Consider the following 20,550-nt stretch of genomic DNA (forward strand, 5'->3'; position numbering starts at 1 on the left):
ATTCCACTGCCAGGAGGGTAGCCGATGGAGGCTCTCGACGCATTGCTCAACCGTGTTTCCGTGCCACGCCTGACCGACCCTGCCCCCAATGCCGCCCAGCGCGAGGCGCTGTTCCAGGCTGCCCTGCGGGCGCCGGACCACGGCCAACTGCGGCCTTGGCGGTTCCTGACCATCGAAGGGCAGGGCCGCGAGAAGCTGGGCGAGCTGTTCGCCGAAGCGGTGCAGCACAAAGGTGAAGCCACCCAGGCTGCGCTGGACAAAGCCCGCGCCATGCCGCTGCGCGCACCGTTGCTGATCGTGGTGGTGGCCAGCTTGCAGGACCACTTCAAGGTGCCCAAGTCCGAGCAGCGCCTGGCGGCGGGCTGTGCGGCACATGGCATCCTGATCGCTGCCCATGCGCAGGGCATCGGCGCCGTGTGGCGCACCGGGGACATGGCCTTCGACGCGCATGTGCACAAGGGGCTGGGGCTGGCGGAGAACGAGGAACTGATCGGCTACCTGTACGTCGGCACGCCAATGACCGAGCCACGGACCGCGCCGGTGCTGGCCACCGCTGATTTCGTCACGGGCTGGGGCGAGTGACGCGGGCGCGAGCAAGGGCTGCGCTGCAGCCCTGAACGTACACGGCCCTGGCAGCCTTACGCTGAAGCGGCTTGCAAGGGTAGTTCAAGCCGGGCGACAAAGCCGCCCTGCGGGTGGTTGTCCAGTACCAGGCTGCCGCCATGCCGCTCCGCCGCCTTGCGCGCAATCGCCAACCCCAGGCCGTGCCCTGGGGCTTCCTGCCCCGGTGCGCGGAAGAACGGCTCACCCAGCTGGGCGAGGTGCTCCGGGGCTGCACCCGGGCCATGGTCGCGCACACAGATCACCACCCGCGCCTGATCGCGCACGGCACTGACTTCGATGGGCTGGCCTGCCGGGTTGAAGCGCAGGGCGTTGCGCAGCAGGTTGTCCACGGCCCGCTCGATCAGTGTCGGCCAACCTTGCAAGACCAGCCCCGGTTGCGCCTCCAGGCGCACGTCCTGGTCGGGCGCGCCGAGCAGGGCGTCCTTGCGCACACTGCCCAGCAAGGCATTGAGGTCCACCGCTTCGGCGTGGGCCTGTTCGGCATCCACGCGGGCCAGGGTGAGTATTTCGCTGATCAGGTCTTCCAGCCTGTCGCACTCGCGGGTCAGGCGCGGCCACAGGGCCTGGCGCTGTTCGGGCTCGGCGCGTTCGGCCAGGGCCAGGGCAATGCGCAGCCTGGCCAGCGGTGAGCGCAGCTCGTGGGACACGTCGCGCAGCAATTGGCGCTGGCTGGCGAGGGTGCTTTGCAGGCGCGCACCCATTTTGTTGAAGTCGTTGGCCAGCACGCCGAATTCGTCACGCCGGGCTGCCAGGCGCGCCAGGCTGTTCTGCTGATAGGTGCTCTGGCCCAGGTCGTGCACAGCGCTGCGCAGGCGGCTCAACGGGCGCGTGATGGACAGCGTGACCAGCAGGCTGAACAGGGTCAACACTACCAGGGCGATGCCCAGTGCGCTGAGTGGCCACATCAGGCTGTCCCGGTGCCACTCATCCAGCGCCGGGTGGGGTATGCGGTAGATCAGCAGGTAGGTCTGGCCGGTGTCGGGGCTGGTGTATTCCTCGGTCAGCCGGCGCCAAGGCAAGCGGCGCTGGTCGTTGTGCTGGCGTGCCTCGAAGGCTGCTGCCCGGCGTGGGAACGTGCCGGGCACCACCGCGTCACCACTGTCATCGAGCACCTGCACGTCGATCTTGTAGCGGTCCTTGCGTTGTTCCAGGAACTGCTGCGCGGCATTCACGCCCTCCTGCTCGTAGTGCCTGGCCCACTGGCTGGCCAGCGTGTTCAGGCCGGGGTGGCGGCTGAGGATCCAGGCGTCCTGGTTGAGCATGTGCCCAAGCAAGATCGACAGGCCTGCAACCAGGGTGATGGCCAACCAGAAGCTGGCCAGGATGCGCCAGAACAGTGAACGCAAGAGCACCTCCTAAAACAGAAAAAGCCCGGCTCGCGCTGGGGCGAGCCGGGCATCGGGCTGACAGCTTACTGGGCCTTTTTGGCTTTTTCAGCTTTCCAGGCCTGGAACTCCTGCCACTCGGCTTTCTTGGCAGCGCGTTCCTTTTGCAGTTCGTCGAACTTCTTCTGCTGGTCTGGCTTGAGCAGGTTGCGCACGGCGGTGTCGGTCTTGGCGCGGCTGGCTTGCAGTTCGTCCTTCATGGCTTTCTGGTCGGCAGCCGGCAGTTTGGCCAGGTAACGCTCGGTAATGTCGCGGCGCTGCTGCATTTGCTCGCCCATCAGCTTGCCGATCTGCTGGCGCTGGTCACGGCTCAGGTCCAGTTGCTGGAAGGCCGCTTCACCGCGGTGATGCGGGCCGTCGTGACGTGGGCCGCCGTCAGGCATAGCCATGGCTACGGTCGGCAGGGCGGCGGCGAACATCAGGGCGATAAGGGTCTTGCGCATGGTGTCTCTCCTTTCATAGGCCGGTGGTTACCGGATGAGCACAGTCTAGGGAGATCACCGTCAAGCGCAGTCAGTGGATGGTAAAGGCTGGGTAAAGAACAGCTGGAAGCTGCAAGTGAAGCCGATCGCTATTCTGCTCTTTCTTGCAGCTTGCAGCTGCTCACAGGCAGTAGTAATAGCCGCGGCTGCGCAGGGCGACGATGCGTGGCCGGCCATCGGCATGCGGGCCGATCTTCTTGCGCAGGTTGCTGACGTGCATGTCCAGGCTGCGGTCGTAGAGGGTGAGCTTGCGGCCCAGGCCGATCTGCGCCAGTTCCTGTTTGTCCAGCGGCTCGCCAGGCTGGCGCAGCAGCGCTTCAAGTATGCGGCTTTCGGACAAGGTCAGGGTCATTTCCCGGCCATCGATGCTGGCCACGCCGCGGGCCGGGCTGTAGACCAGGTCGCCCAGCTCCAACTGGCTGGTGGCGGCAACGGGGTGGCTGCGGCGCAGTACGGCACGCAGGCGCGCGGTAAGCTCGCGTGGGTCGCACGGTTTGGCCAGGTAATCGTCGGCACCCAGTTCCAGGCCAAGAATACGGTCAAGCGGCTCGCCACGGGCCGACAGCATCAGCACCGGCAGTTCGGCGTGCTCGCTGCGCAGTTGTTTGAGCAACTCCAGGCCGCTGCCGTCGGGCAACATGACATCCAGCACCACGGCCGCAGGTGCATGCTCGGCCAAGGCCTGGCGTGCACTCTGGCCATCGTGGCAGGCACGTACGGAAAACCCTTCCTGGGTCAGCCAGCTGCACAGCAGCTCGCACAGTTCCTGGTCATCATCAATCAGTAACAGCTCGCTCATGACTCACTCAATTCCACCATTGACGGCGGTCAAGTCGGCCCGCCAATGGCAAAGATACCGCAGACTGATGGCAACCGTATAACTGCTGATCCCGCATCGCCTGCTTCGCGGGTAAACCCGCTCCTACAACGACCGTGCAGTTCCGAAGGTCTGTGCGGGCCACTGTGGGAGCGGGCAAGCCCGCGAAGAAAGCGATGCGGTCTCGGATCACGGCAATACTTGCTTGAATGGCTTGACCACGACCTTGTCGTACACGCCTGCGGCAATGTACGGGTCGGCATCGGCCCAGGCCTGGGCTTCGGCCAGCGAGGCAAACTCGGCGACGATCAGGCTGCCGCTGAAGCCGGCTTCGCCCGGGTCATTGCTGTCGATGGCCGGGTGTGGGCCGGCCAGCACCACGCGGCCTTCGGCCTTGAGCTGCTGCAGGCGTTCGATGTGCGCCGGGCGGGCAGCCAGGCGTTTTTCCAGGGAGTTCGCGACGTCGCTGGCAATGATGGCGTAGAGCATGTCAATCCTTGGGTTTGGAGGTAGAAGGGTCGTCGTGCAGGTGGCGCGACAGGTACACGCCTTGGGCCACCAGGAAGATCACGGTCATGCCCAGGCTGCCGAACACCTTGAAGTCTACCCAGAAGTCCTGGAAGGTGAAGGCGACGAACAGGTTGGCCGCACCACAGAACAGGAAGAACGCGATCCAGGCCAGGTTCAAGCGCGTCCAGATGGCATCCGGGAGGGTGAGGGCGTGGCCCATGATGCGTTTGATCAGCACCCGGTCACCGATGAAGTGGCTGCCGGCAAAGCCCAGGGCGAACAGCCAGTTGACCACCGGCGCCTTCCACTTGAGGAAGGTTTCGCTGTGGAAGGTCAGGGTCAGGCCGCCGAACACCAGACAGGCCACCAGGGTCAGCCACTGACCCTTTTCCAGCTTGCGCTGGCGCAGGAACAGCGCGCCGTACACCACCAGCGAGCTGACGATCAGCATGGCCGTGGCACTGTAGATGCCGCCGAATTCGAAGCTGTGGCCAGCGACTTCAAGCGGGCGTGGGTCCAGCTTGTACACGATGAAGAACAGCAACAGCGGGATGAAATCGATGAATTGTTTCACAATGGCAGCCAGAATCGGGATGTGACGGCATAATAACAAACATCGATTCCAGCGAAAGCGCTCCTCCATGAATGTTGATCTGCACTGTCACAGCACGGCCTCCGACGGCGCCCTGTCGCCCACGGCGCTGGTCGCCCGGGCCCATGAGCACGGGGTGCAAACGCTGGCCCTGACCGACCATGACACCCTCGAAGGCCTGCCCGAAGCGCGCCTGGCCTGCGTTGAGCGGGGCATGCGCTGGGTCAGCGGGGTCGAGCTTTCGTGCACCTGGGGGGGCGCCACCATTCACGTGCTGGGCTACGACTTCCCGCTCGATGCGCCGCCATTGCTGGCGGCGATCGAAGCATTGCACCGCGGCCGCTGGCTGCGCGCCGAAGAAATCGACAAGCGGTTGGCCGCCAAGGGCATGCCAGGCACCCTCGACGGCGCCCGCGCCGTGCAGCACGAGCTGGGCGACAGCGGCAACGCACCGGCGCGCCCGCACTTTGCCGAATACCTGGTGCGTGCCGGGCACGTCAAGGACCGCGGCGAGGCGTTTCGCAAGTGGCTGGGGGCGGGCAAGCTGGGCGACGTCAAGCAGCATTGGCCCACCCTTGATGAAACCGTTGCCACGCTGCGCCAGTCCAAAGCCTGGGTGAGCCTGGCCCATCCCATGCACTACGACCTGACCCGCAGCAAGCGCAGGCGGCTGATTGCCGACTATATTCAGGCAGGTGGGCAGGCGCTTGAAGTGGTCAACGGGATGATGCCTGCCGAGCAGGTGGGCACCCTGTCCATCCTTACCCGTGAGTTCGGCCTGCTGGCAAGCGCTGGCAGTGACTTCCACGGCCCCGGCACCTGGGGCGAGATCGGTGCCTACCGGCCTTTGCCCGAGGACCTGCCGCCTTTGTGGCGCCGATTCAGCCATGAACAGCCTATTACGGTATGAACAGGACGACTACGTGAGCCAATTTTTCCAGATTCATCCGGAGAACCCCCAGCCGCGGCTGATCCGCCAGGCGGTAGAGATCATCCGCAAGGGGGGCGTGGTGGTGTACCCCACCGATTCGGCCTATGCGTTGGGTTGCCAGATCGGCGACAAGGCGGCGATCGAGCGTGTCCGGCGCCTGCGTGGCCTGGACAAGACCCACAACTTCACCCTGATGTGCTGCGACATGTCGCAGCTGGGGTTGTATGCCAAGGTCGATACCGGCACCTTCCGCCTGCTCAAGGCGCACGTGCCTGGGCCGTATACCTTCATCCTCAACGGCACCCGCGAAGTGCCCCGCCTGCTGCTGCACGAAAAACGCCGCACCATCGGCCTGCGGGTACCAGACCACGCCATTACCCTGGCGTTGCTGGCTGAGCTGGGCGAGCCGCTGATGAGCGTGAGCCTGATCCTGCCTGGCGATAACGAGCCGATGACCGACCCTTACGAAATTCGTGAGCGCCTGGAGCACCATGTCGACCTGGTGATTGATGGCGGCTACGGTGACCTCAAGGCGTCGACCATCATCGACCTTTCCGGCGACGAACCTGAGCTGATTCGCGAAGGCTGCGGCGACCCTTCGCCGTTCATGGCCAGCGCGTGAGCCAGCTGCAAGCGCCCGAGGCGCCGGCCACGCAGGTCGACGAGCCGCGGCAGTTGCAACTGGCCTTGGTCTACGGCGAAGCCCTGACCGAGATGCCGCTGGACCTGTACATCCCGCCAGACGCCCTGGAAGTCATCCTGGAAGCCTTCGAAGGGCCGCTGGACCTGTTGCTGTACCTGATCCGCAAGCAGAACATCGATATCCTCGACATCCCCGTGGCTGAAATCACCCGCCAGTACATGGGCTATGTGGAGCTGATGAAAAGCGTGCGCCTGGAACTGGCCGCCGAATACCTGGTAATGGCGGCCATGCTTGCCGAGATCAAGTCGCGCATGCTGCTGCCGCGCTCGGCTGAGGCCGAGGAAGAGGAGGGTGACCCGCGCGCCGAGTTGATCCGCCGGCTGCAAGAGTACGAGCGTTTCAAGGCCGCAGCCGAAGGCATCGACGCGTTGCCACGGGTTGGCCGTGAGGTGCGGGTGCCGCGCCTGGAGGCGCCGCAGGCCAAGGTACGCAAGCTGTTGCCGCAGGTCAGCCTGGAAGAGCTGCTGGTGTCCATGGCCGAGGTGATGCGGCGCAACGATCTGTTCGAGAGCCACCAGATCAGCCGTGAAACGCTGTCCACTCGCGAGCGCATGAGCCAGGTGCTGGAGCGCCTCAAGGGCGGTGCTTTCGTGCCGTTCGTCGAGCTGTTCGGGCACGACGAGGGCAAGCTGGGGGTGGTGGTCACCTTCATGGCGATTCTCGAACTGGTTAAGGAAGCGCTGATCGAACTGGTGCAGAATGAACCCTTCGCCGCCATCCACGTGCGGCTTCGCCCGGCGCTTGTTGAAGAACCCGATGAACCTGAATGAACCCCGCGACCTGGCGTCGCTGATCGAAGCCTTCCTGCTGGCGTCGGGCAAACCGCAATCACTGGAGCGTCTGTTCGAGTTGTTCGAGGAAGCCGAGCGCCCCGAGCCCAAGGTTTTCAGGCAGGCCCTGGAGGTGCTGGGCAAATCGTGCAACGGCCGCGCTTTCGAGCTCAAGGAGGTGGCCAGCGGCTACCGCCTGCAAATTCGCGAAGCCTACGCCCCCTGGGTCGGCCGCTTGTGGGAAGAGCGCCCGCAGCGCTATTCGCGTGCCTTGCTGGAAACCCTGGCGTTGATCGCCTATCGCCAGCCGATCACCCGTGGCGAGATCGAGGATGTGCGCGGGGTGGCGGTGAACAGCAATATCATCAAGACCCTGATGGAGCGCGAGTGGATACGCGTGGTGGGCTACCGCGAGGTGCCCGGCCGGCCGGCGATGTTCGCCACCACCAAGGCGTTCCTGGACCACTTCAACCTCAAGAGCCTGGAGCAGTTGCCGGCGTTGGCCGAGTTGCGCGAGCTGCAGCCTGAGCCGCTGCTCGACCCGGATGATGCACCGGTGCCGGCCCACCTGCAGGCCCTGGCCGATGCCAGCCTGGGCGAGCAGGAAGCGGTTGAGGAGCCGAAGGAGGAAACCAGCTTCCGCAGCTTGCTGGTGGAGCTGGATGCCATGGAAGAAGGGCTGAAGACCGACTTTGACGATTTGCGTGGGCAAGCACCTGAGGCCGCGGTGGAAGAAGAGGGCAAGCTGCAGCCCTGATCGTGCGGTTGCCTGTAGCGGCCCTGCGCGGCAAGCACCTCACCGTTAGGCAGAAACCTCTCGCTGCCCCCGCAAAACCTTCTAACCTGCAGTGCGTTCCCCCGCCGAACCGCGTATGATGCGCGGCCTTTTGGCGCATTCGTTGCCAGAAACCCTTTGTCATTCCTACACCGGGAGGTGCCCAGATGAGTGAGCAAGACCTGCAAGACACCGCAATTACCCCGCCGTCCGGCGAAAAACTGCAGAAAGTGCTGGCCCGCATCGGCGTGGGCTCGCGCCGTGACGTCGAGGCCTGGATCAGCCAGGGCCGGATCAAGGTCAACGGCGTCGCGGCTACCCTCGGCCAACGCGTCGACCTGCACGATGCCATTGCCGTTGACGGCAAGCTGATCAAGCGCGAGGAGGCTGCCGAGGCCACCCGCCGGGTGATCATGTACAACAAACCCGATGGCGAGATCTGCACCCGTGACGACCCGGAAGGCCGCCCGACCGTGTTCGATCGCCTGCCGCGGCCAAAAGAAGGCCGTTGGATCAACATTGGCCGACTCGACATCAACACCACCGGCCTGCTGCTGTTCACCACCGACGGTGAGTTGGCCAACCGCCTGATGCACCCGTCCTACGAGATGGACCGCGAGTACGCGGTGCGTGTGCGTGGTGAAGTCGATGACGAGATGATCGAGCGCCTGAAGGCCGGTGTAATGCTCGAAGACGGCCCGGCCAAGTTCACCGATATCCAGAAGGCACCCGGTGGCGAAGGTTTCAACCACTGGTACCACTGCGTGGTGATGGAAGGCCGTAACCGCGAGGTGCGTCGCCTGTGGGAATCCCAGGGCATGGTGGTCAGCCGCCTGAAGCGCGTGCGCTTCGGCCCGGTGTTCCTCAACTCCGACCTGCCGATGGGCCGCTGGCGGGAAATGTCCCAGGGCGAAATCGACATCCTGGCCGCTGAAGTCGGCTTGCAGCCGGTTGCGCTGCCTGCCTTGAACCTCAAGGCCAAGGACAAGATGGAGCGCCTGCAGCGTAAATCGTCCCGCCCGCTGGGCCGTGGCGAGCGCGTGCGCAACCTGCGCCCGGCCCACGAAGGTGCTGCCGCTGGCGAGCGCCCGGCACGCCAGCCGCGTGAAGAAGCGCCACGCAAAGGCAACCGCGGCAGCGCCGTGGCCGAGCGCCCAAGCGAAATGCGCAAGCGCCCCGCCAAGCCTGAGGGCGACAAGCCTGCCGGCCGTGGCCGCGGCAAACCGCGTGGTTGATTGGCCCAGTTAAGTCATTTGGGGCCGCTTTGCGGCCCTTCGCGGGCACGCCCGCTCCCACAGGGGGTCGCGCATTGCTTGAGTTCAGCGCCAAACGTGTGGGAGCGGGCGTGCCCGCGAAGGGCTGCAAAGCAGCCCCAAGACACTGAAGCAAAAGAATTTTTCGGACGACTGGCAAGTCCTCGCACCACGCTGTAAAGAAATGTGTACAAAGTCAGCCGGTTTCCGTTCGTCTTTCGGAATTCGCCCCGTCCTGTCAAAAAAACTTGCCGCTGCCAACGCTGCAAACCCCCTGCGCCAATCCCCACCACCCTTGCCCAAACCCCCGCCCCACGGTGTTATAGCCGCTATTGCCGTGTGCAACAGCCGGTCCACAGCGCCTGGCTGACAAAACAACAAATGGAGGCGCCATGTACGCCGATCACTCCGCCTTTGAAGGCCCACACCACAGGATCGCTGCGTTTTTTCCCGAGGAAAGGATGCAACGCGTTGACGCCTGCGCGTTTGCAGGGGTATACAGTGCGCCGCGTTTTACCTGTGACCCCCTTGCGTACCGCGCACTCTTGATCACGCCTGGTTGACCCGCTCCGGCGGCACCTGAGGTCGAGAAACCCAAGGTAACCACCTTGCCCATTCCGCTGCGCCACGAGCGCGGTGGGTCCGATTCCGTCACAGATAAAAACAATGCAGGTGACTTCGTTCATGAGTGGACAAAACATGCATTCAGGCGAGCTCAAGCGGGGCCTGAAGAACCGTCACATCCAGTTGATCGCCCTTGGCGGCGCAATTGGTACCGGCCTGTTCCTCGGCTCGGCAGGCGTGATGAAATCCGCCGGCCCGTCGATGATCCTCGGTTACGCCATCTGCGGCTTCATCGCCTTCATGATCATGCGCCAGCTTGGCGAGATGATCGTCGAGGAGCCGGTGGCCGGCTCATTCAGCCATTTTGCCCACACCTACTGGGGCGGCTTCGCCGGTTTCCTGTCTGGCTGGAACTGCTGGGTGCTGTATATCCTGGTGGGCATGTCGGAGCTGTCGGCGGTTGGCAAGTATGTCCACTACTGGTGGCCGGAAATCCCGACCTGGGTTACCGCAGCCGCCTTCTTCGTGCTGATCAACGCCATCAACCTGATGAACGTGAAGTTCTTTGGTGAAGCCGAATTCTGGTTCGCCATCATCAAGGTGGTTGCCATCGTCAGCATGATCGGCCTGGGCGCCTACCTGCTGACCAGCGGCAGCGGCGGCCCGGAGGCCACCGTCGCCAACCTCTGGTCGCATGGCGGGTTCTTCCCCAATGGCGTCAGCGGTCTGGTCATGGCCCTGGCCTTCATCATGTTCTCGTTCGGCGGCCTGGAAATGCTCGGTTTCACCGCTGCCGAAGCCGACAAGCCCAAGACCGTGATCCCCAAGGCGATCAACCAGGTCATCTACCGTATCCTGATCTTCTACGTCGGTGCCTTGGTGGTGCTGCTGTCGCTGACCCCGTGGGACAACCTGGTGGCCAGCATCGACGCCTCGGGCGGCAGTTATGGCAGCAGCCCATTCGTGCAGGTGTTCTCGCTGCTGGGCAGTGACGTGGCCGCCAACCTGCTGAACTTCGTGGTGCTGACGGCCGCGCTGTCGGTGTACAACAGCGGCACCTATTGCAATGCCCGCATGCTGCTGGGCATGGCCGAGCAGGGTGATGCCCCGGCAGCGCTGGCCAAGGTCGACAAGCGCGGTGTGCCGGTGCGCTCGATTCTGGTGTCGGCAGCGGTGACCTTCGTGGCCGTGCTGCTCAACTACCTGATGCCGCAAAATGCTCTGGAACTGCTGATGTCGCTGGTGGTGGCTACCCTGGTGATCAACTGGGCGATGATCAGTTATTCGCACCTGAAATTCCGCCAGCACCTTGACCGCACTGGCCAGAAGCCGCTGTTCAAGGCGCTGTGGTACCCCTATGGCAACTATGTGGTGCTGGCCTTCGTGGTGCTGATTCTCGGCATCATGCTGATGATTCCAGGCATTAAGGTGTCGGTGTACGCGATTCCGATCTGGCTGTTTGCGATGTTCGTGGTGTACATGGTCAAGCCACGTCGGCGGCTGAATACCGGTGGGGTTGCTGGAACCGTAGCCAAGTAAGGCTCTGCAGGATATTGAGAAACCCGAAGCCGGGGACTGGCTTCGGGTTTTTTATTGCCTGTTTGGGCCCTATCGCCGGCAAGCCAGCTCCCACAGGGATCGCATCAGGGCTGATAGGTGTTTGTCAGAAGATATGCAGCGCCCGTGAGATCGAGCGCCGCCCGCGCGGCGCTTCGCGGGTAAACCCGCTCCTACGTTTGTTTCGGGCCAATTATGCCTGTGGGATTTGCGCGCGAACGCCTTGGCGCCCACCACGATATCGCGTCGTAAAAACAAGGCGGTCGCGCGCGTCCGGCACAGGCAATACTGGCCCGAAACAAAGGTAGGAGCGGGTTTACCCGCGAAGCGCCGCGCGGGCGGCGCTCGCTCTCACAGGCGCTGAAGATGCTGCGGCTACCCTTGCCAGAAACCATAGAATCTCCTACAGGTACTGCACAGGGCTTGGGGCCTATGCGGTCGAGGCAGGACTCAGATCTGCTCCAGCAACCACCCCCTGAACGCCCGCAACGACGGTAATGCCTCATTCCTCGGCGGGTAGATCAGGTAGTAACTGCGCTGGCTGGCAAAAGCTGCCCCGGGGCTGTGCAGTTCACCCTTGGCCAGTTCTTCTTCCACGAGAATGCGCGGCACCAGCCCGATGCCAATCCCGGCGCGCACGGCCTGGATCAGGTGGGAGGTGAGCTCGAAACTAGGCCCCAGGCGCATCGCCCGGTGCGGCAGGCCATGGTGGGAAAACCACTCGCCCCAGGCGTGCGGGTTGTTGGCCACGTTCAGCAGCACCTCTTCGCTGATGCTGGCGGGGCTCCAGCCCTGGCGGTCGGCGCTGGCCTGCGGCGGTACGATCACCACCAGTTCCTCGGCATGCAGGCGATGGCAGACCAGCCCGGGCAGGTCGTGGCTGGCCACGCCAATGGCGGCATCGATCTCGCTGGTTTCGAAATTGATGGCTTCGATGCGTGAATGAATGTGCACCAGCATGCCAGGGTGCGCGCTGTAGAACGCATGCAAGCGCGGCAACAGCCACTTGGAGCCGAAGGTGGGCAGGGTGGCCAGGCGCAAGGTGCCGACCCCTGACTGGTAAGCCAGCGCTTGCAGGGTGGCGCTGCGGATGCGCCCCAGCGCCTCGCTGAGCTCGCCGTGGTACAGCCGGCCGACATCGGTCAGCTGCACCTGGCGCCCTTCACGGCGGAACAGGGTCAGGCCCAGTTGTTGTTCCAGTGCCTGCACCTGCCGGCTGACCGCGCTCTGGGTCAGCGACAGTTCGGCAGCGGCGCGGGTGTAGCTTTCATGCCGGGCGGCGGCCTCGAAGGCCAGCAGCAGCGACATGGACGGAGTCAGGTGGCGGTAATTCATTCATAAAAGTCATTGATAGCGGCAGGATTATCCGTTTGCCCCTGAGCGCAAACTACAGGAACATTGGCTTATACGTCACCCCCGCCTGGTTTGACCCATGCCGGGGCGACAGGAATCCCGTGAATAGCCAATATCAAGAGGCCATCCTTCGATGATCGCCCAGCTGCCAACCGTTGCACCCAGCGCCAACTACCCCGAATTCCTCGAAGCCCTGCGCAACAGCGGCTTCCGTGGCCAGATCAGCGCCGACTACGCGACCCGCACGGTGTTGGCCACCGACAACTCGATCTATCAGCGCCTGCCGCAGGCTGCGGTGTTCCCGCTGGATGCCGACGATGTGGCGCGCGTGGCCACGCTGATGGCCGAAGCACGCTTTCGGCACGTCAAGCTCACCCCGCGCGGCGGGGGCACCGGCACCAACGGCCAGTCGCTGACCGATGGCATTGTCGTCGACCTGTCGCGGCACATGAACAACATCCTCGAAATCAACGTCGAGGAGCGCTGGGTGCGGGTGCAGGCTGGCACCGTCAAGGACCAGCTCAATGCTGCGCTGAAGCCGTACGGGCTGTTCTTCGCCCCTGAGCTGTCCACGTCCAACCGCGCCACCGTCGGCGGAATGATCAACACCGACGCCAGCGGCCAGGGCAGCTGCACCTATGGCAAAACCCGCGACCACGTACTGGAGTTGCACAGCGTGCTGCTCGGTGGCGAGCGCCTGCACAGCCTGCCGATCGATGAGGCCGCGCTGGAGCAGGCCTGTGCCGCGCCTGGCCGGGTGGGCGAGGTGTACCGCATGGCGCGGGACATCCAGCAAACCCAGGGCGACCTGATCGAGCGCACCTTCCCCAAGCTCAACCGCTGCCTGACCGGCTACGACCTGGCGCACCTGCGCGACGAACAGGGCCGTTTCAACCTCAATAGCGTGCTGTGCGGTGCCGAGGGCTCGCTTGGGTATGTGGTCGAAGCCAAGCTCAATGTGCTGCCGATCCCCAAGTACGCGGTACTGGTCAATGTGCGCTACAGCAGTTTCATGGATGCCCTGCGCGACGCCAACGCGCTGATGGCGCACAAGCCGCTGTCCATCGAAACCGTGGACTCCAAGGTGCTCATGCTGGCGATGAAGGATATCGTCTGGCACAGCGTTGCCGAATACTTCCCGGCCGACCCCGAGCGGCCGACCCTGGGCATCAACCTGGTGGAGTTCTGCGGGGACGAGCCGGCGCAGGTCAACGCCAAGGTGCAGGCGTTCATCCAGCACCTGCAGAGCGACACCAGTGTCGAGCGCCTGGGCCACACACTGGCCGAGGGTTCCGAGGCCGTCACCCGCGTCTACACCATGCGCAAGCGCTCGGTGGGCCTGCTGGGTAACGTCGAGGGCGAGGTGCGCCCGCAACCTTTCGTCGAGGACACCGCGGTGCCGCCGGAGCAACTGGCCGACTACATCGCCGACTTCCGGGCCTTGCTCGATGGTTATGGCCTGGCCTACGGCATGTTCGGCCACGTGGATGCCGGCGTGCTGCACGTACGCCCCGCGCTGGACATTAAAGACCCGGCCCAGGCCGCGCTGGTCAAGCCGATTTCCGATGCGGTGGCGGCATTGACCAAACGCTATGGCGGCCTGTTGTGGGGCGAGCATGGCAAGGGCCTGCGTTCGGAGTACGTGCCGGAGTATTTTGGCGAACTGTACCCAGCACTGCAGCGCCTGAAGGGCGCCTTCGACCCGCATAACCAGCTGAACCCGGGCAAGATCTGCACGCCGCCTGACAGCCCCGAAGGCCTGACCAAGGTCGATGGCGTGACCCTGCGCGGGGACCTGGACCGCAGCATCGACGAACGAGTCTGGCAAGACTTCGGCAGCGCCGTGCACTGCAACGGCAACGGCGCCTGCTACAACTACGACCCCAACGACGCCATGTGCCCCTCATGGAAAGCCACTCGTGAGCGCCAGCACTCGCCCAAGGGCCGTGCCTCGTTGATGCGCGAATGGCTGCGCCTGCAGGGCGAAGCGAACATCGACGTGCTGGCTGCGGCGCGTAACAAGGTCTCGTGGCTAAAGGGCCTGCCGGCGCGCCTGCGTAACAACCGCGCCCGCAACCAGGGCCAGGCCGACTTCTCCCATGAGGTGTATGACGCCATGGCCGGCTGCCTGGCGTGCAAGTCCTGCGCCGGGCAGTGCCCGATCAAGGTCAACGTGCCGGACTTCCGCTCGCGCTTTCTCGAGCTGTACCACGGCCGTTATCAGCGCCCCCTGCGTGACTACCTGATCGGCTCGCTGGAGTACACCATCCCCTACCTGGCACACGCACCGGGGCTGTACAACGCGGTGATGGGGTCGAAATGGGTGAGCAGGCTGCTGGCCGAAAAGGTCGGCATGGTCGACAGCCCATTGATCAGCCGCTTCAACTTCCAGGCCACCCTGACCCGCTGCCGGGTTGGCGTGGCCACGGTGCCGGCGCTTCGCGAACTGACCCCGGCCCAGCGCGAGCGCAGCATCGTGCTGGTGCAGGATGCCTTCACCCGTTACTTCGAAACACCGTTGCTCTCGGCGTTCATCGACCTGGCCAATCGCCTCGGTCATCGGGTGTTCCTGGCGCCGTATAGCGCCAACGGCAAGCCGCTGCATGTGCAGGGGTTCCTCGGTGCATTCGCCAAGGCGGCGATCCGCAATGCCAGCCAGCTCAAGGCCCTGGCCGATTGCGGCGTGCCGCTGGTGGGCCTGGACCCGGCCATGACCCTGGTGTACCGCCAGGAGTACCAGAAAGTACCTGGCGTGGACGGTTGCCCGCAGGTGCTGCTGCCGCAGGAATGGCTGATGAATGTGCTGCCCGAACAGGCACCGACCGCGCCGGGCAACTTCCGCCTGATGGCGCACTGCACCGAGAAGACCAATGTGCCGGCCAGTACCCGCCAATGGGAGCAAGTGTTTGCCCGTTTGGGCCTGAAGCTGGTGACCGAAGCCACTGGTTGCTGCGGTATGTCCGGTACCTACGGGCATGAGGCGCGCAATCAGCAAACCTCGCGGACCATCTTCGAGCAAAGCTGGGCCACCAAGCTGGACAAGGAGGGCGAACCCTTGGCTACCGGGTATTCGTGCCGCAGCCAGGTCAAGCGCATGACCGAACGCCAGCTGCGCCACCCGCTGGAAGTGGTGTTGCAGTACGCTCAGCGCTGACCTTCAGCGGCGCGGGCTGCCTTGCAGCCCAGCGCGGCTGCGTTTTACCGCGCCCGGGCCTGTTGAGCCTGCCGGTACAGATACAGGCTCAACAGCAACCCACAGGCCGCAGCGGCCGCGGCAAACACGAACATCGAGGCAAACCCGAACCCGGCCGCCACCGCGCCCACCAAAGGCCCGGTTACCCCCAGTGACAAGTCGATGAACAGCGAATACGCCCCTACCGCCGCCCCGCGGTTGGCCGCCGAGACCTGGTTCACTGCCTCCACGCCCAGCGCCGGGAATACCAGCGAAAAGCCAAACCCGCTCAGTGCTGCCCCTGCCAGTGCCAGCTCTGCGCTGGGCGCCAACCACAGCATCAGCAGCCCCAGCGTTTCTACCGCCAGGCAGGCAATGGCCACGCGAAACCCGCCAATCCGGTTGATCAGGTTGCCAAACAGCAGGCGAGCACTGATGAAGCTGGCACCGAACAGGCTCAAGGTCAGTGCGGCGTTGGCCCAGCCCTGGCTGGCGTAATACAGGGTGATGAAGGTGGCGATGGTGCCAAAGCCGATCGAGCCCAGGGCCAGCCCCGAGCCATGCGGGAAGACTTTGCCCAGTACGCTCAGGAACGGCAGGCGCACACCATGGACGATGGGCGCAGCCTGTTTGGGCCAGGCCAGCAGCAGGCCGACCGCGCACAGCAGGATGATGCTCAGGCCCATGCTCCATAGCCCAAGGCCCTTGACCATCAGTACGCCCAGCGGCGCGCCGATGGCCAGGGCGCCGTAGCTGGCGATACCGTTCCAGGAAATGACTTTGGCCGTGTTGGCAGCCCCGACCCGACCGATGCCCCAGCCTATCGAGCCCGAACCCACCAGGCTTTCGGCGCTGCCCAACACCAGTCGGCCAGCCAGCAGGCAGGCCAGGCTCCACCCGGGCAGGTGTGTCAGGAAGGCGCAGGCCAGCATGAACACGCCGCTGATGCCGCAGCCGGCAAGGCCGTAGATCACGGCTTTCTTGCTGCCGTGGTTGTCGATGATGCGGCTGGCGGTGGGGCGGCTGAGCAGGGTCGCGAGGTACTGCACGCTGATCACCAGGCCGGCGACGACGGTACTGAAACCCAGGTCGTTGTGCACGTAGCCGGGCAGTACGGCCAGCGGAATGCCGATGTTCAGGTAGCCAATGAAGGTGAACAGAACGATGGAGACGACTTGCAGGGTGACCGCAAGGGGGCGGGGTGAGTCGGGCATGAGGGCCTACATGGGTTCTGGACGGTGTGAAAACGTGCTGACGGGGGTGGCCCGCAGGTCAGCCGTTTTCACACAGTCGGGGATGCGCAGTTAGTCCTGGTCAGCGCTGGATTGATCGTCACCATCCTGCTCGACGGCAGCTGCCGGTTCGGCGTGGGCGGTCACGGTTGGCTCTTCTGGGTTCAGGCTTGGGAAGGGAAGATTCGGGATCTCATGCATCTCGTCGTTCCTCGCAAGTGTGAGTGAAAAGTCTGCGCCAGGCGCGTTTGAAGCTTTACAAAGCTGGGGCAGGATACACAAGTCTGGATGACAGTTTGGTTTTTTTCCCGCTCGCCGGTCGGGTTTGCGGGCGAACAGCGCACAACGTCTGGCCGAAAAGAGGCGGCTATGTGGCGCATTCGCCCGCCAGGCAGGGGTGGGCGCAGGGCACCGGCCTTGCCGGTGCCAGTGGGGCAGCCGCGGCTTTATTTGCGGCCTTCAGCCGATTCCGCCACCTTGTCGGTACGCGCGCACATGATGAAGTCGTTGCGGTGCAGGCCCTTGATCGAGTGGCTCCACCAGGTCACGGTCACCTTGCCCCACTCGGTCAGCAGCCCAGGGTGGTGGCCTTCGGCTTCGGCGATTTCGCCAACGGCATTGGTGAACGCCAAGGCGTGCTTGAAGTTCTTGAACAGGAAGACGCGCTCCAGCTCCATATGGCCGTCACGTACTTCGATGTTCCAGTCCGGGATCTCGCGAATCAGTTCTGCCAGCTCTTGGTCGGTGACTTTCGGCGCGTCGGCGCGGCAGGCTTCGCAGTGGGCTTGGTTCAAGGCATTCATGGAATGGTTTCCGCTTCGAGTTGTTATCGGCAAGGTCGCTCAGGCAGCAACCTTGGGTGGAAATTTAGGCGCATGCAGGCCCAGCTGCATGGCGGTGTGGACCATGCCCATGATGTCCTCGTGGGCCAGGTCGAACAGGCGCTTCATGTTTGGCAACACGAAGTACAGGGGCTGCAGGATGTCGATGCGGTACGGTGTACGCATGGCTTCGACGGGGTCGAAAGCCTGGTGTTCGGGTTCGCCAGACAGGCAATATACGGTCTCTTTAGGCGATGAAAGAATGCCGCCACCGTAGATTTTGCAGCCTTGGGCGGTTTCCATCAGGCCGAATTCGATGGTCATCCAGTACAGACGGGCCAGGTACACCCGTTGTTCCTTGGTCGCGGCCAGGCCTAGCTTGCCATAGGTGTGGGTGAATTCAGCAAACCAGGGGTTGGTCAGCAGCGGGCAGTGGCCAAAAATCTCGTGGAAGATGTCTGGTTCCTGCAGGTAGTCCAACTCCTGCGGGGTGCGAATGAAGGTAGCGACCGGGAAGCGCTTGCTGGCCAGCAGTTCGAAAAAGGTCTGGAAGGGGATGAGGGCAGGTACCCGGGCCACCTGCCAACCGGTGGTGGCACCTAGCACCTTGTTGATTTCACCCAGCTGCGGAATGCGCTCATGGGGCAGCTTGAGTTGCTCGATACCATCCAGGTATTCCTGGCACGCGCGGCCTTCGATCACCTTCAACTGGCGGGTGATCAGGGTATTCCATACCGCATGCTCTTGCTGCGGGTAATCGATAAAACCATGCGCATCGGGCTCGCGGGCCACGTAGTGCGTCTGTTTCATAAGGCTCTCCTGGTGAGGGCTTTCTTGTTATGTACGGCACATACCCAAGCATTAGGCTTTTGCTCACCGCTTTGCACGGGGGGCTGGCTGCGTTGAAGCGCCGCGCCAGGTGAATTTCGTAACGAAAATTTTACAAGTTTGGCGGTGGTGTGGAAAATACGCCGTATCCGGCTGATGTTTGTCCGGCTTTTGTCAGCTTATCTTTACGAATTTTTGCGCTGTGTTGAAGAACATCGGCGCTGCGAGAGCCCTCATGCGTATCAAAGTGCATTGCCAGAATCGCATTGGCATCCTGCGGGACATCCTTAACCTGCTGGTCGAATACGGCATCAACGTGTTGCGCGGCGAGGTGGGGGGTGACCATGGCAACGCCATCTACCTGCACTGCCCGAACCTGGTCAATTTGCAGTTCCAGGCCCTGCGCCCGAAGTTCGAGGCCATTGCCGGGGTGTTCGGCGTAAAGCGCGTGGGGCTGATGCCCAGCGAGCGCCGGCACATGGAGCTGAATGCGCTACTGGGGGCCCTGGATTTCCCGGTGCTGTCGGTAGACATGGGCGGCAGCATCGTTGCGGCCAACCGTGCCGCGGCGCAGCTGCTGGGGGTACGCGTGGACGAAGTGCCGGGCATGCCATTGGCCCGCTACGTCGAAGATTTCGACCTGCCGGAGCTGGTGCGCGCCAACAAGTCGCGTATCAACGGCCTGCGCATCCAGGTCAAGGGTGATGTGTTCCTGGCCGATATCGCGCCGCTGCAGTCCGAGCATGACGAGAGCGAGGCGCTGGCCGGTGCCGTGCTTACCCTGCACCGTGCCGACCGCATTGGCGAGCGCATCTACAACGTGCGCAAGCAGGAGTTGCGGGGTTTCGACAGCATCTTCCAGAGTTCGCGGGTGATGGCAGCCGTGGTGCGTGAAGCGCGGCGCATGGCGCCGCTGGATGCGCCGTTGCTGATCGAGGGCGAGACCGGCACCGGCAAGGAGCTGCTGGCGCGGGCGTGCCACCTGGCCAGCCCGCGCGGGCAGTCGCCATTGATGGCGCTGAACTGTGCCGGGTTGCCAGAGTCGATGGCCGAGACCGAGCTGTTCGGCTATGGCCCGGGGGCATTCGAAGGGGCGCGGGCCGAGGGCAAGCTTGGGTTACTGGAACTGACTGCGGGGGGCACCTTGTTCCTTGACGGGGTGGGGGAGATGAGCCCGCGCCTGCAGGTCAAGCTGCTGCGCTTCCTGCAGGACGGTTGCTTCCGCCGGGTCGGCAGCGATGAAGAGGTCTACCTGGATGTACGGGTGATCTGCGCCACGCAGGTGGACTTGTCCGAATTGTGTGCCCGTGGTGAGTTCCGCCAGGACTTGTATCACCGCCTCAACGTATTGTCGCTGCACATTCCGCCCTTGCGCGAGTGCATGGATGGCCTGGAAGGGCTGGTGCAGCATTTTCTTGATCAGGCCAGCCGGCAGATCGGCTGTGCCTTGCCGCGTTTGGCACCGGCAGCGATGGACAAACTTGGGCACTATCATTGGCCGGGTAATGTAAGGCAGTTGGAAAACGTCTTGTTCCAGGCAGTTTCGTTATGCGAAGGCGGCGTGGTCAAGAGCGAGCATATACGGTTGCCTGATTATGGCGTGCGCCAGCCGCTGGGTGATTTTTCGCTGGAAGGGGATCTTTCGCAGATCGTCGGGCGCTTTGAAAAAGCGGTGCTGGAAAGTTTGATGGGCGAGTTTCCCAGTAGCCGGGCGCTGGGGAAAAGATTGGGTGTTTCGCATACCACCATTGCCAACAAGTTGAGGGATTATTCGCTTAACAAGTCGGGCGATTAGAGGTCGGGCAACAACTTTTGTACTGCTTTCAAGTTACAGGTGTTGCGTTGCGAAGGGGGCCGCAGGGCCCCCGATTCAAGGTCTTCAGCCGTTAGAGCAGCCGTTCCCCATCACGCGGTATTCGAGAATGTGCTTCTGCCCTTGGGAGTCCTCGTAGGTCATGCGCGCTGGCACGACTTCGCACACATTGGGCACTTCGCTCATGGAGATGACGCGCGCAATATCCAGGTGCTGAGAGTAACTGTATTGTTCAACCGGAATCTGCTCGGCATCTTTGGCTTCATCGGCCAGTGCCGCGCCGCAAAGACTACCCAGTACCAATACCAGTAAAGCTTTCATTTTAAATATACCTGCCTAAGGTCGTGAGGGGGCGCGCGGCACTTGTG

At 63.5% G+C, this 20,550-nt stretch carries 20 protein-coding genes; 9 read left to right on the top strand and 11 right to left on the bottom strand.

Going from position 1 to position 20,550, the window contains the following annotated elements; translation table 11 throughout:
* Positions 1–24 precede the first annotated feature (24 nt).
* A complete protein-coding gene (locus GEV39_RS07160) occupies positions 25–582 on the top strand; it encodes an NAD(P)H nitroreductase (protein WP_054905570.1) in 558 nt (185 codons plus the stop codon).
* A gap of 56 nt (positions 583–638) precedes the next feature.
* Here GEV39_RS07160 and GEV39_RS07165 read toward each other — a convergent pair whose 3' ends face one another.
* From GEV39_RS07165 to GEV39_RS07185, 5 genes are all read right to left on the bottom strand, one after another.
* Positions 639–1,976: a sensor histidine kinase gene (locus tag GEV39_RS07165; protein ID WP_110678668.1), complete on the bottom strand. Its 1,338-nt coding sequence runs from the start codon at positions 1,974–1,976 to the stop codon at positions 639–641.
* A gap of 59 nt (positions 1,977–2,035) precedes the next feature.
* Positions 2,036–2,452 (bottom strand): Spy/CpxP family protein refolding chaperone, encoded by a 417-nt coding sequence (locus GEV39_RS07170; RefSeq protein WP_009683655.1) that lies wholly within the window; start codon positions 2,450–2,452, stop codon positions 2,036–2,038.
* 160 nt (positions 2,453–2,612) lie between these two features.
* Positions 2,613–3,290 (bottom strand): response regulator transcription factor, encoded by a 678-nt coding sequence (locus GEV39_RS07175; RefSeq protein WP_029887817.1) that lies wholly within the window; start codon positions 3,288–3,290, stop codon positions 2,613–2,615.
* A 207-nt stretch (positions 3,291–3,497) separates the two neighbouring features.
* Positions 3,498–3,797, bottom strand: a complete 300-nt coding sequence (locus GEV39_RS07180; RefSeq protein ID WP_054881893.1) for a YciI family protein — start codon at positions 3,795–3,797, stop codon at positions 3,498–3,500.
* Between the two features lies 1 nt (position 3,798).
* Positions 3,799–4,392: a septation protein A gene (locus GEV39_RS07185; RefSeq protein ID WP_029887818.1), complete on the bottom strand. Its 594-nt coding sequence runs from the start codon at positions 4,390–4,392 to the stop codon at positions 3,799–3,801.
* Between the two features lie 67 nt (positions 4,393–4,459).
* Between GEV39_RS07185 and GEV39_RS07190 the strand changes: the two genes are divergently transcribed.
* From GEV39_RS07190 to GEV39_RS07215, 6 genes are all read left to right on the top strand, one after another.
* The gene (locus GEV39_RS07190) at positions 4,460–5,320 is read left to right on the top strand and encodes a PHP domain-containing protein (protein ID WP_029887819.1); all 861 of its coding nucleotides are present in this window, start codon (positions 4,460–4,462) and stop codon (positions 5,318–5,320) included.
* A gap of 13 nt (positions 5,321–5,333) precedes the next feature.
* Entirely contained in the window at positions 5,334–5,963 is a 630-nt protein-coding gene (locus GEV39_RS07195; RefSeq protein WP_173888004.1) for an L-threonylcarbamoyladenylate synthase, read from the top strand.
* A complete protein-coding gene (locus GEV39_RS07200; RefSeq protein WP_009683649.1) occupies positions 5,960–6,814 on the top strand; it encodes a segregation and condensation protein A in 855 nt (284 codons plus the stop codon). The genes GEV39_RS07195 and GEV39_RS07200 overlap by 4 nt, the downstream gene beginning before the upstream one ends.
* Complete coding sequence (gene scpB / locus GEV39_RS07205; RefSeq protein ID WP_173888005.1) at positions 6,801–7,571, top strand: SMC-Scp complex subunit ScpB; 771 nt, start codon at positions 6,801–6,803, stop codon at positions 7,569–7,571. Before GEV39_RS07200 ends, scpB begins: the two co-directional genes overlap by 14 nt.
* Positions 7,572–7,756: 185 nt before the next feature.
* Positions 7,757–8,824, top strand: coding sequence for a 23S rRNA pseudouridine(2605) synthase RluB (rluB, locus tag GEV39_RS07210; protein WP_009683647.1), 1,068 nt, complete (start codon positions 7,757–7,759; stop codon positions 8,822–8,824).
* 702 nt (positions 8,825–9,526) lie between these two features.
* Positions 9,527–10,945 carry an amino acid permease gene (locus GEV39_RS07215; RefSeq protein WP_173888006.1) on the top strand — a complete coding sequence of 473 codons (1,419 nt, stop codon included), beginning with the start codon at positions 9,527–9,529 and terminating at the stop codon, positions 10,943–10,945.
* 468 nt (positions 10,946–11,413) lie between these two features.
* On the opposite strand, the gene GEV39_RS07220 is transcribed toward GEV39_RS07215, so the two are convergent.
* The gene (locus GEV39_RS07220) at positions 11,414–12,298 is read right to left on the bottom strand and encodes a LysR substrate-binding domain-containing protein (protein WP_173888007.1); all 885 of its coding nucleotides are present in this window, start codon (positions 12,296–12,298) and stop codon (positions 11,414–11,416) included.
* Positions 12,299–12,449: 151 nt separating this feature from the next.
* Here GEV39_RS07220 and ydiJ point away from each other — a divergent pair, with 151 nt between their 5' ends.
* The gene (ydiJ, locus tag GEV39_RS07225) at positions 12,450–15,470 is read left to right on the top strand and encodes a D-2-hydroxyglutarate dehydrogenase YdiJ (RefSeq protein ID WP_173888008.1); all 3,021 of its coding nucleotides are present in this window, start codon (positions 12,450–12,452) and stop codon (positions 15,468–15,470) included.
* Between the two features lie 44 nt (positions 15,471–15,514).
* Here the strand turns inward: ydiJ and GEV39_RS07230 are convergent, their stop codons facing one another.
* From GEV39_RS07230 to phhA, 4 genes are all read right to left on the bottom strand, one after another.
* Positions 15,515–16,702 (bottom strand): MFS transporter, encoded by a 1,188-nt coding sequence (locus GEV39_RS07230; RefSeq protein WP_173888009.1) that lies wholly within the window; start codon positions 16,700–16,702, stop codon positions 15,515–15,517.
* Between the two features lie 90 nt (positions 16,703–16,792).
* Positions 16,793–16,921, bottom strand: a complete 129-nt coding sequence (locus tag GEV39_RS26340) for a hypothetical protein (protein WP_009681494.1) — start codon at positions 16,919–16,921, stop codon at positions 16,793–16,795.
* A 245-nt stretch (positions 16,922–17,166) separates the two neighbouring features.
* The gene (locus tag GEV39_RS07235) at positions 17,167–17,523 is read right to left on the bottom strand and encodes a 4a-hydroxytetrahydrobiopterin dehydratase (RefSeq protein ID WP_173888010.1); all 357 of its coding nucleotides are present in this window, start codon (positions 17,521–17,523) and stop codon (positions 17,167–17,169) included.
* A gap of 39 nt (positions 17,524–17,562) precedes the next feature.
* Positions 17,563–18,351: a phenylalanine 4-monooxygenase gene (phhA, locus tag GEV39_RS07240; RefSeq protein WP_173888011.1), complete on the bottom strand. Its 789-nt coding sequence runs from the start codon at positions 18,349–18,351 to the stop codon at positions 17,563–17,565.
* A gap of 253 nt (positions 18,352–18,604) precedes the next feature.
* Between phhA and GEV39_RS07245 the strand changes: the two genes are divergently transcribed.
* Positions 18,605–20,164, top strand: coding sequence for a sigma-54-dependent transcriptional regulator (locus tag GEV39_RS07245; protein WP_173888012.1), 1,560 nt, complete (start codon positions 18,605–18,607; stop codon positions 20,162–20,164).
* A gap of 84 nt (positions 20,165–20,248) precedes the next feature.
* On the opposite strand, the gene GEV39_RS07250 is transcribed toward GEV39_RS07245, so the two are convergent.
* Complete coding sequence (locus GEV39_RS07250; protein WP_009681490.1) at positions 20,249–20,503, bottom strand: DUF2790 domain-containing protein; 255 nt, start codon at positions 20,501–20,503, stop codon at positions 20,249–20,251.
* Between the last annotated feature and the right edge of the window lie 47 nt (positions 20,504–20,550).

Source organism: Pseudomonas sp. NY5710, from assembly GCF_013305665.1.
Lineage (GTDB): Bacteria > Pseudomonadota > Gammaproteobacteria > Pseudomonadales > Pseudomonadaceae > Aquipseudomonas > Aquipseudomonas juntendi.

Bases quoted from the DNA above. Each gene is read 5' to 3' on its own strand.
- GEV39_RS07160 (WP_054905570.1), top strand. From the start codon at position 25: ATGGAGGCTCTCGACGCATTGCTCAACCGTGTTTCCGTGCCACGCCTG.
- GEV39_RS07170 (WP_009683655.1), bottom strand. From the start codon at position 2,452: ATGCGCAAGACCCTTATCGCCCTGATGTTCGCCGCCGCCCTGCCGACC.
- GEV39_RS07175 (WP_029887817.1), bottom strand. From the start codon at position 3,290: ATGAGCGAGCTGTTACTGATTGATGATGACCAGGAACTGTGCGAGCTG.
- GEV39_RS07180 (WP_054881893.1), bottom strand. From the start codon at position 3,797: ATGCTCTACGCCATCATTGCCAGCGACGTCGCGAACTCCCTGGAAAAA.
- GEV39_RS07190 (WP_029887819.1), top strand. From the start codon at position 4,460: ATGAATGTTGATCTGCACTGTCACAGCACGGCCTCCGACGGCGCCCTG.
- scpB (WP_173888005.1), top strand. From the start codon at position 6,801: ATGAACCTGAATGAACCCCGCGACCTGGCGTCGCTGATCGAAGCCTTC.
- rluB (WP_009683647.1), top strand. From the start codon at position 7,757: ATGAGTGAGCAAGACCTGCAAGACACCGCAATTACCCCGCCGTCCGGC.
- GEV39_RS07215 (WP_173888006.1), top strand. From the start codon at position 9,527: ATGAGTGGACAAAACATGCATTCAGGCGAGCTCAAGCGGGGCCTGAAG.
- GEV39_RS07220 (WP_173888007.1), bottom strand. From the start codon at position 12,298: ATGAATTACCGCCACCTGACTCCGTCCATGTCGCTGCTGCTGGCCTTC.
- ydiJ (WP_173888008.1), top strand. From the start codon at position 12,450: ATGATCGCCCAGCTGCCAACCGTTGCACCCAGCGCCAACTACCCCGAA.
- GEV39_RS07230 (WP_173888009.1), bottom strand. From the start codon at position 16,702: ATGCCCGACTCACCCCGCCCCCTTGCGGTCACCCTGCAAGTCGTCTCC.
- GEV39_RS26340 (WP_009681494.1), bottom strand. From the start codon at position 16,921: ATGCATGAGATCCCGAATCTTCCCTTCCCAAGCCTGAACCCAGAAGAG.
- GEV39_RS07235 (WP_173888010.1), bottom strand. From the start codon at position 17,523: ATGAATGCCTTGAACCAAGCCCACTGCGAAGCCTGCCGCGCCGACGCG.
- phhA (WP_173888011.1), bottom strand. From the start codon at position 18,351: ATGAAACAGACGCACTACGTGGCCCGCGAGCCCGATGCGCATGGTTTT.
- GEV39_RS07245 (WP_173888012.1), top strand. From the start codon at position 18,605: ATGCGTATCAAAGTGCATTGCCAGAATCGCATTGGCATCCTGCGGGAC.
- GEV39_RS07250 (WP_009681490.1), bottom strand. From the start codon at position 20,503: ATGAAAGCTTTACTGGTATTGGTACTGGGTAGTCTTTGCGGCGCGGCA.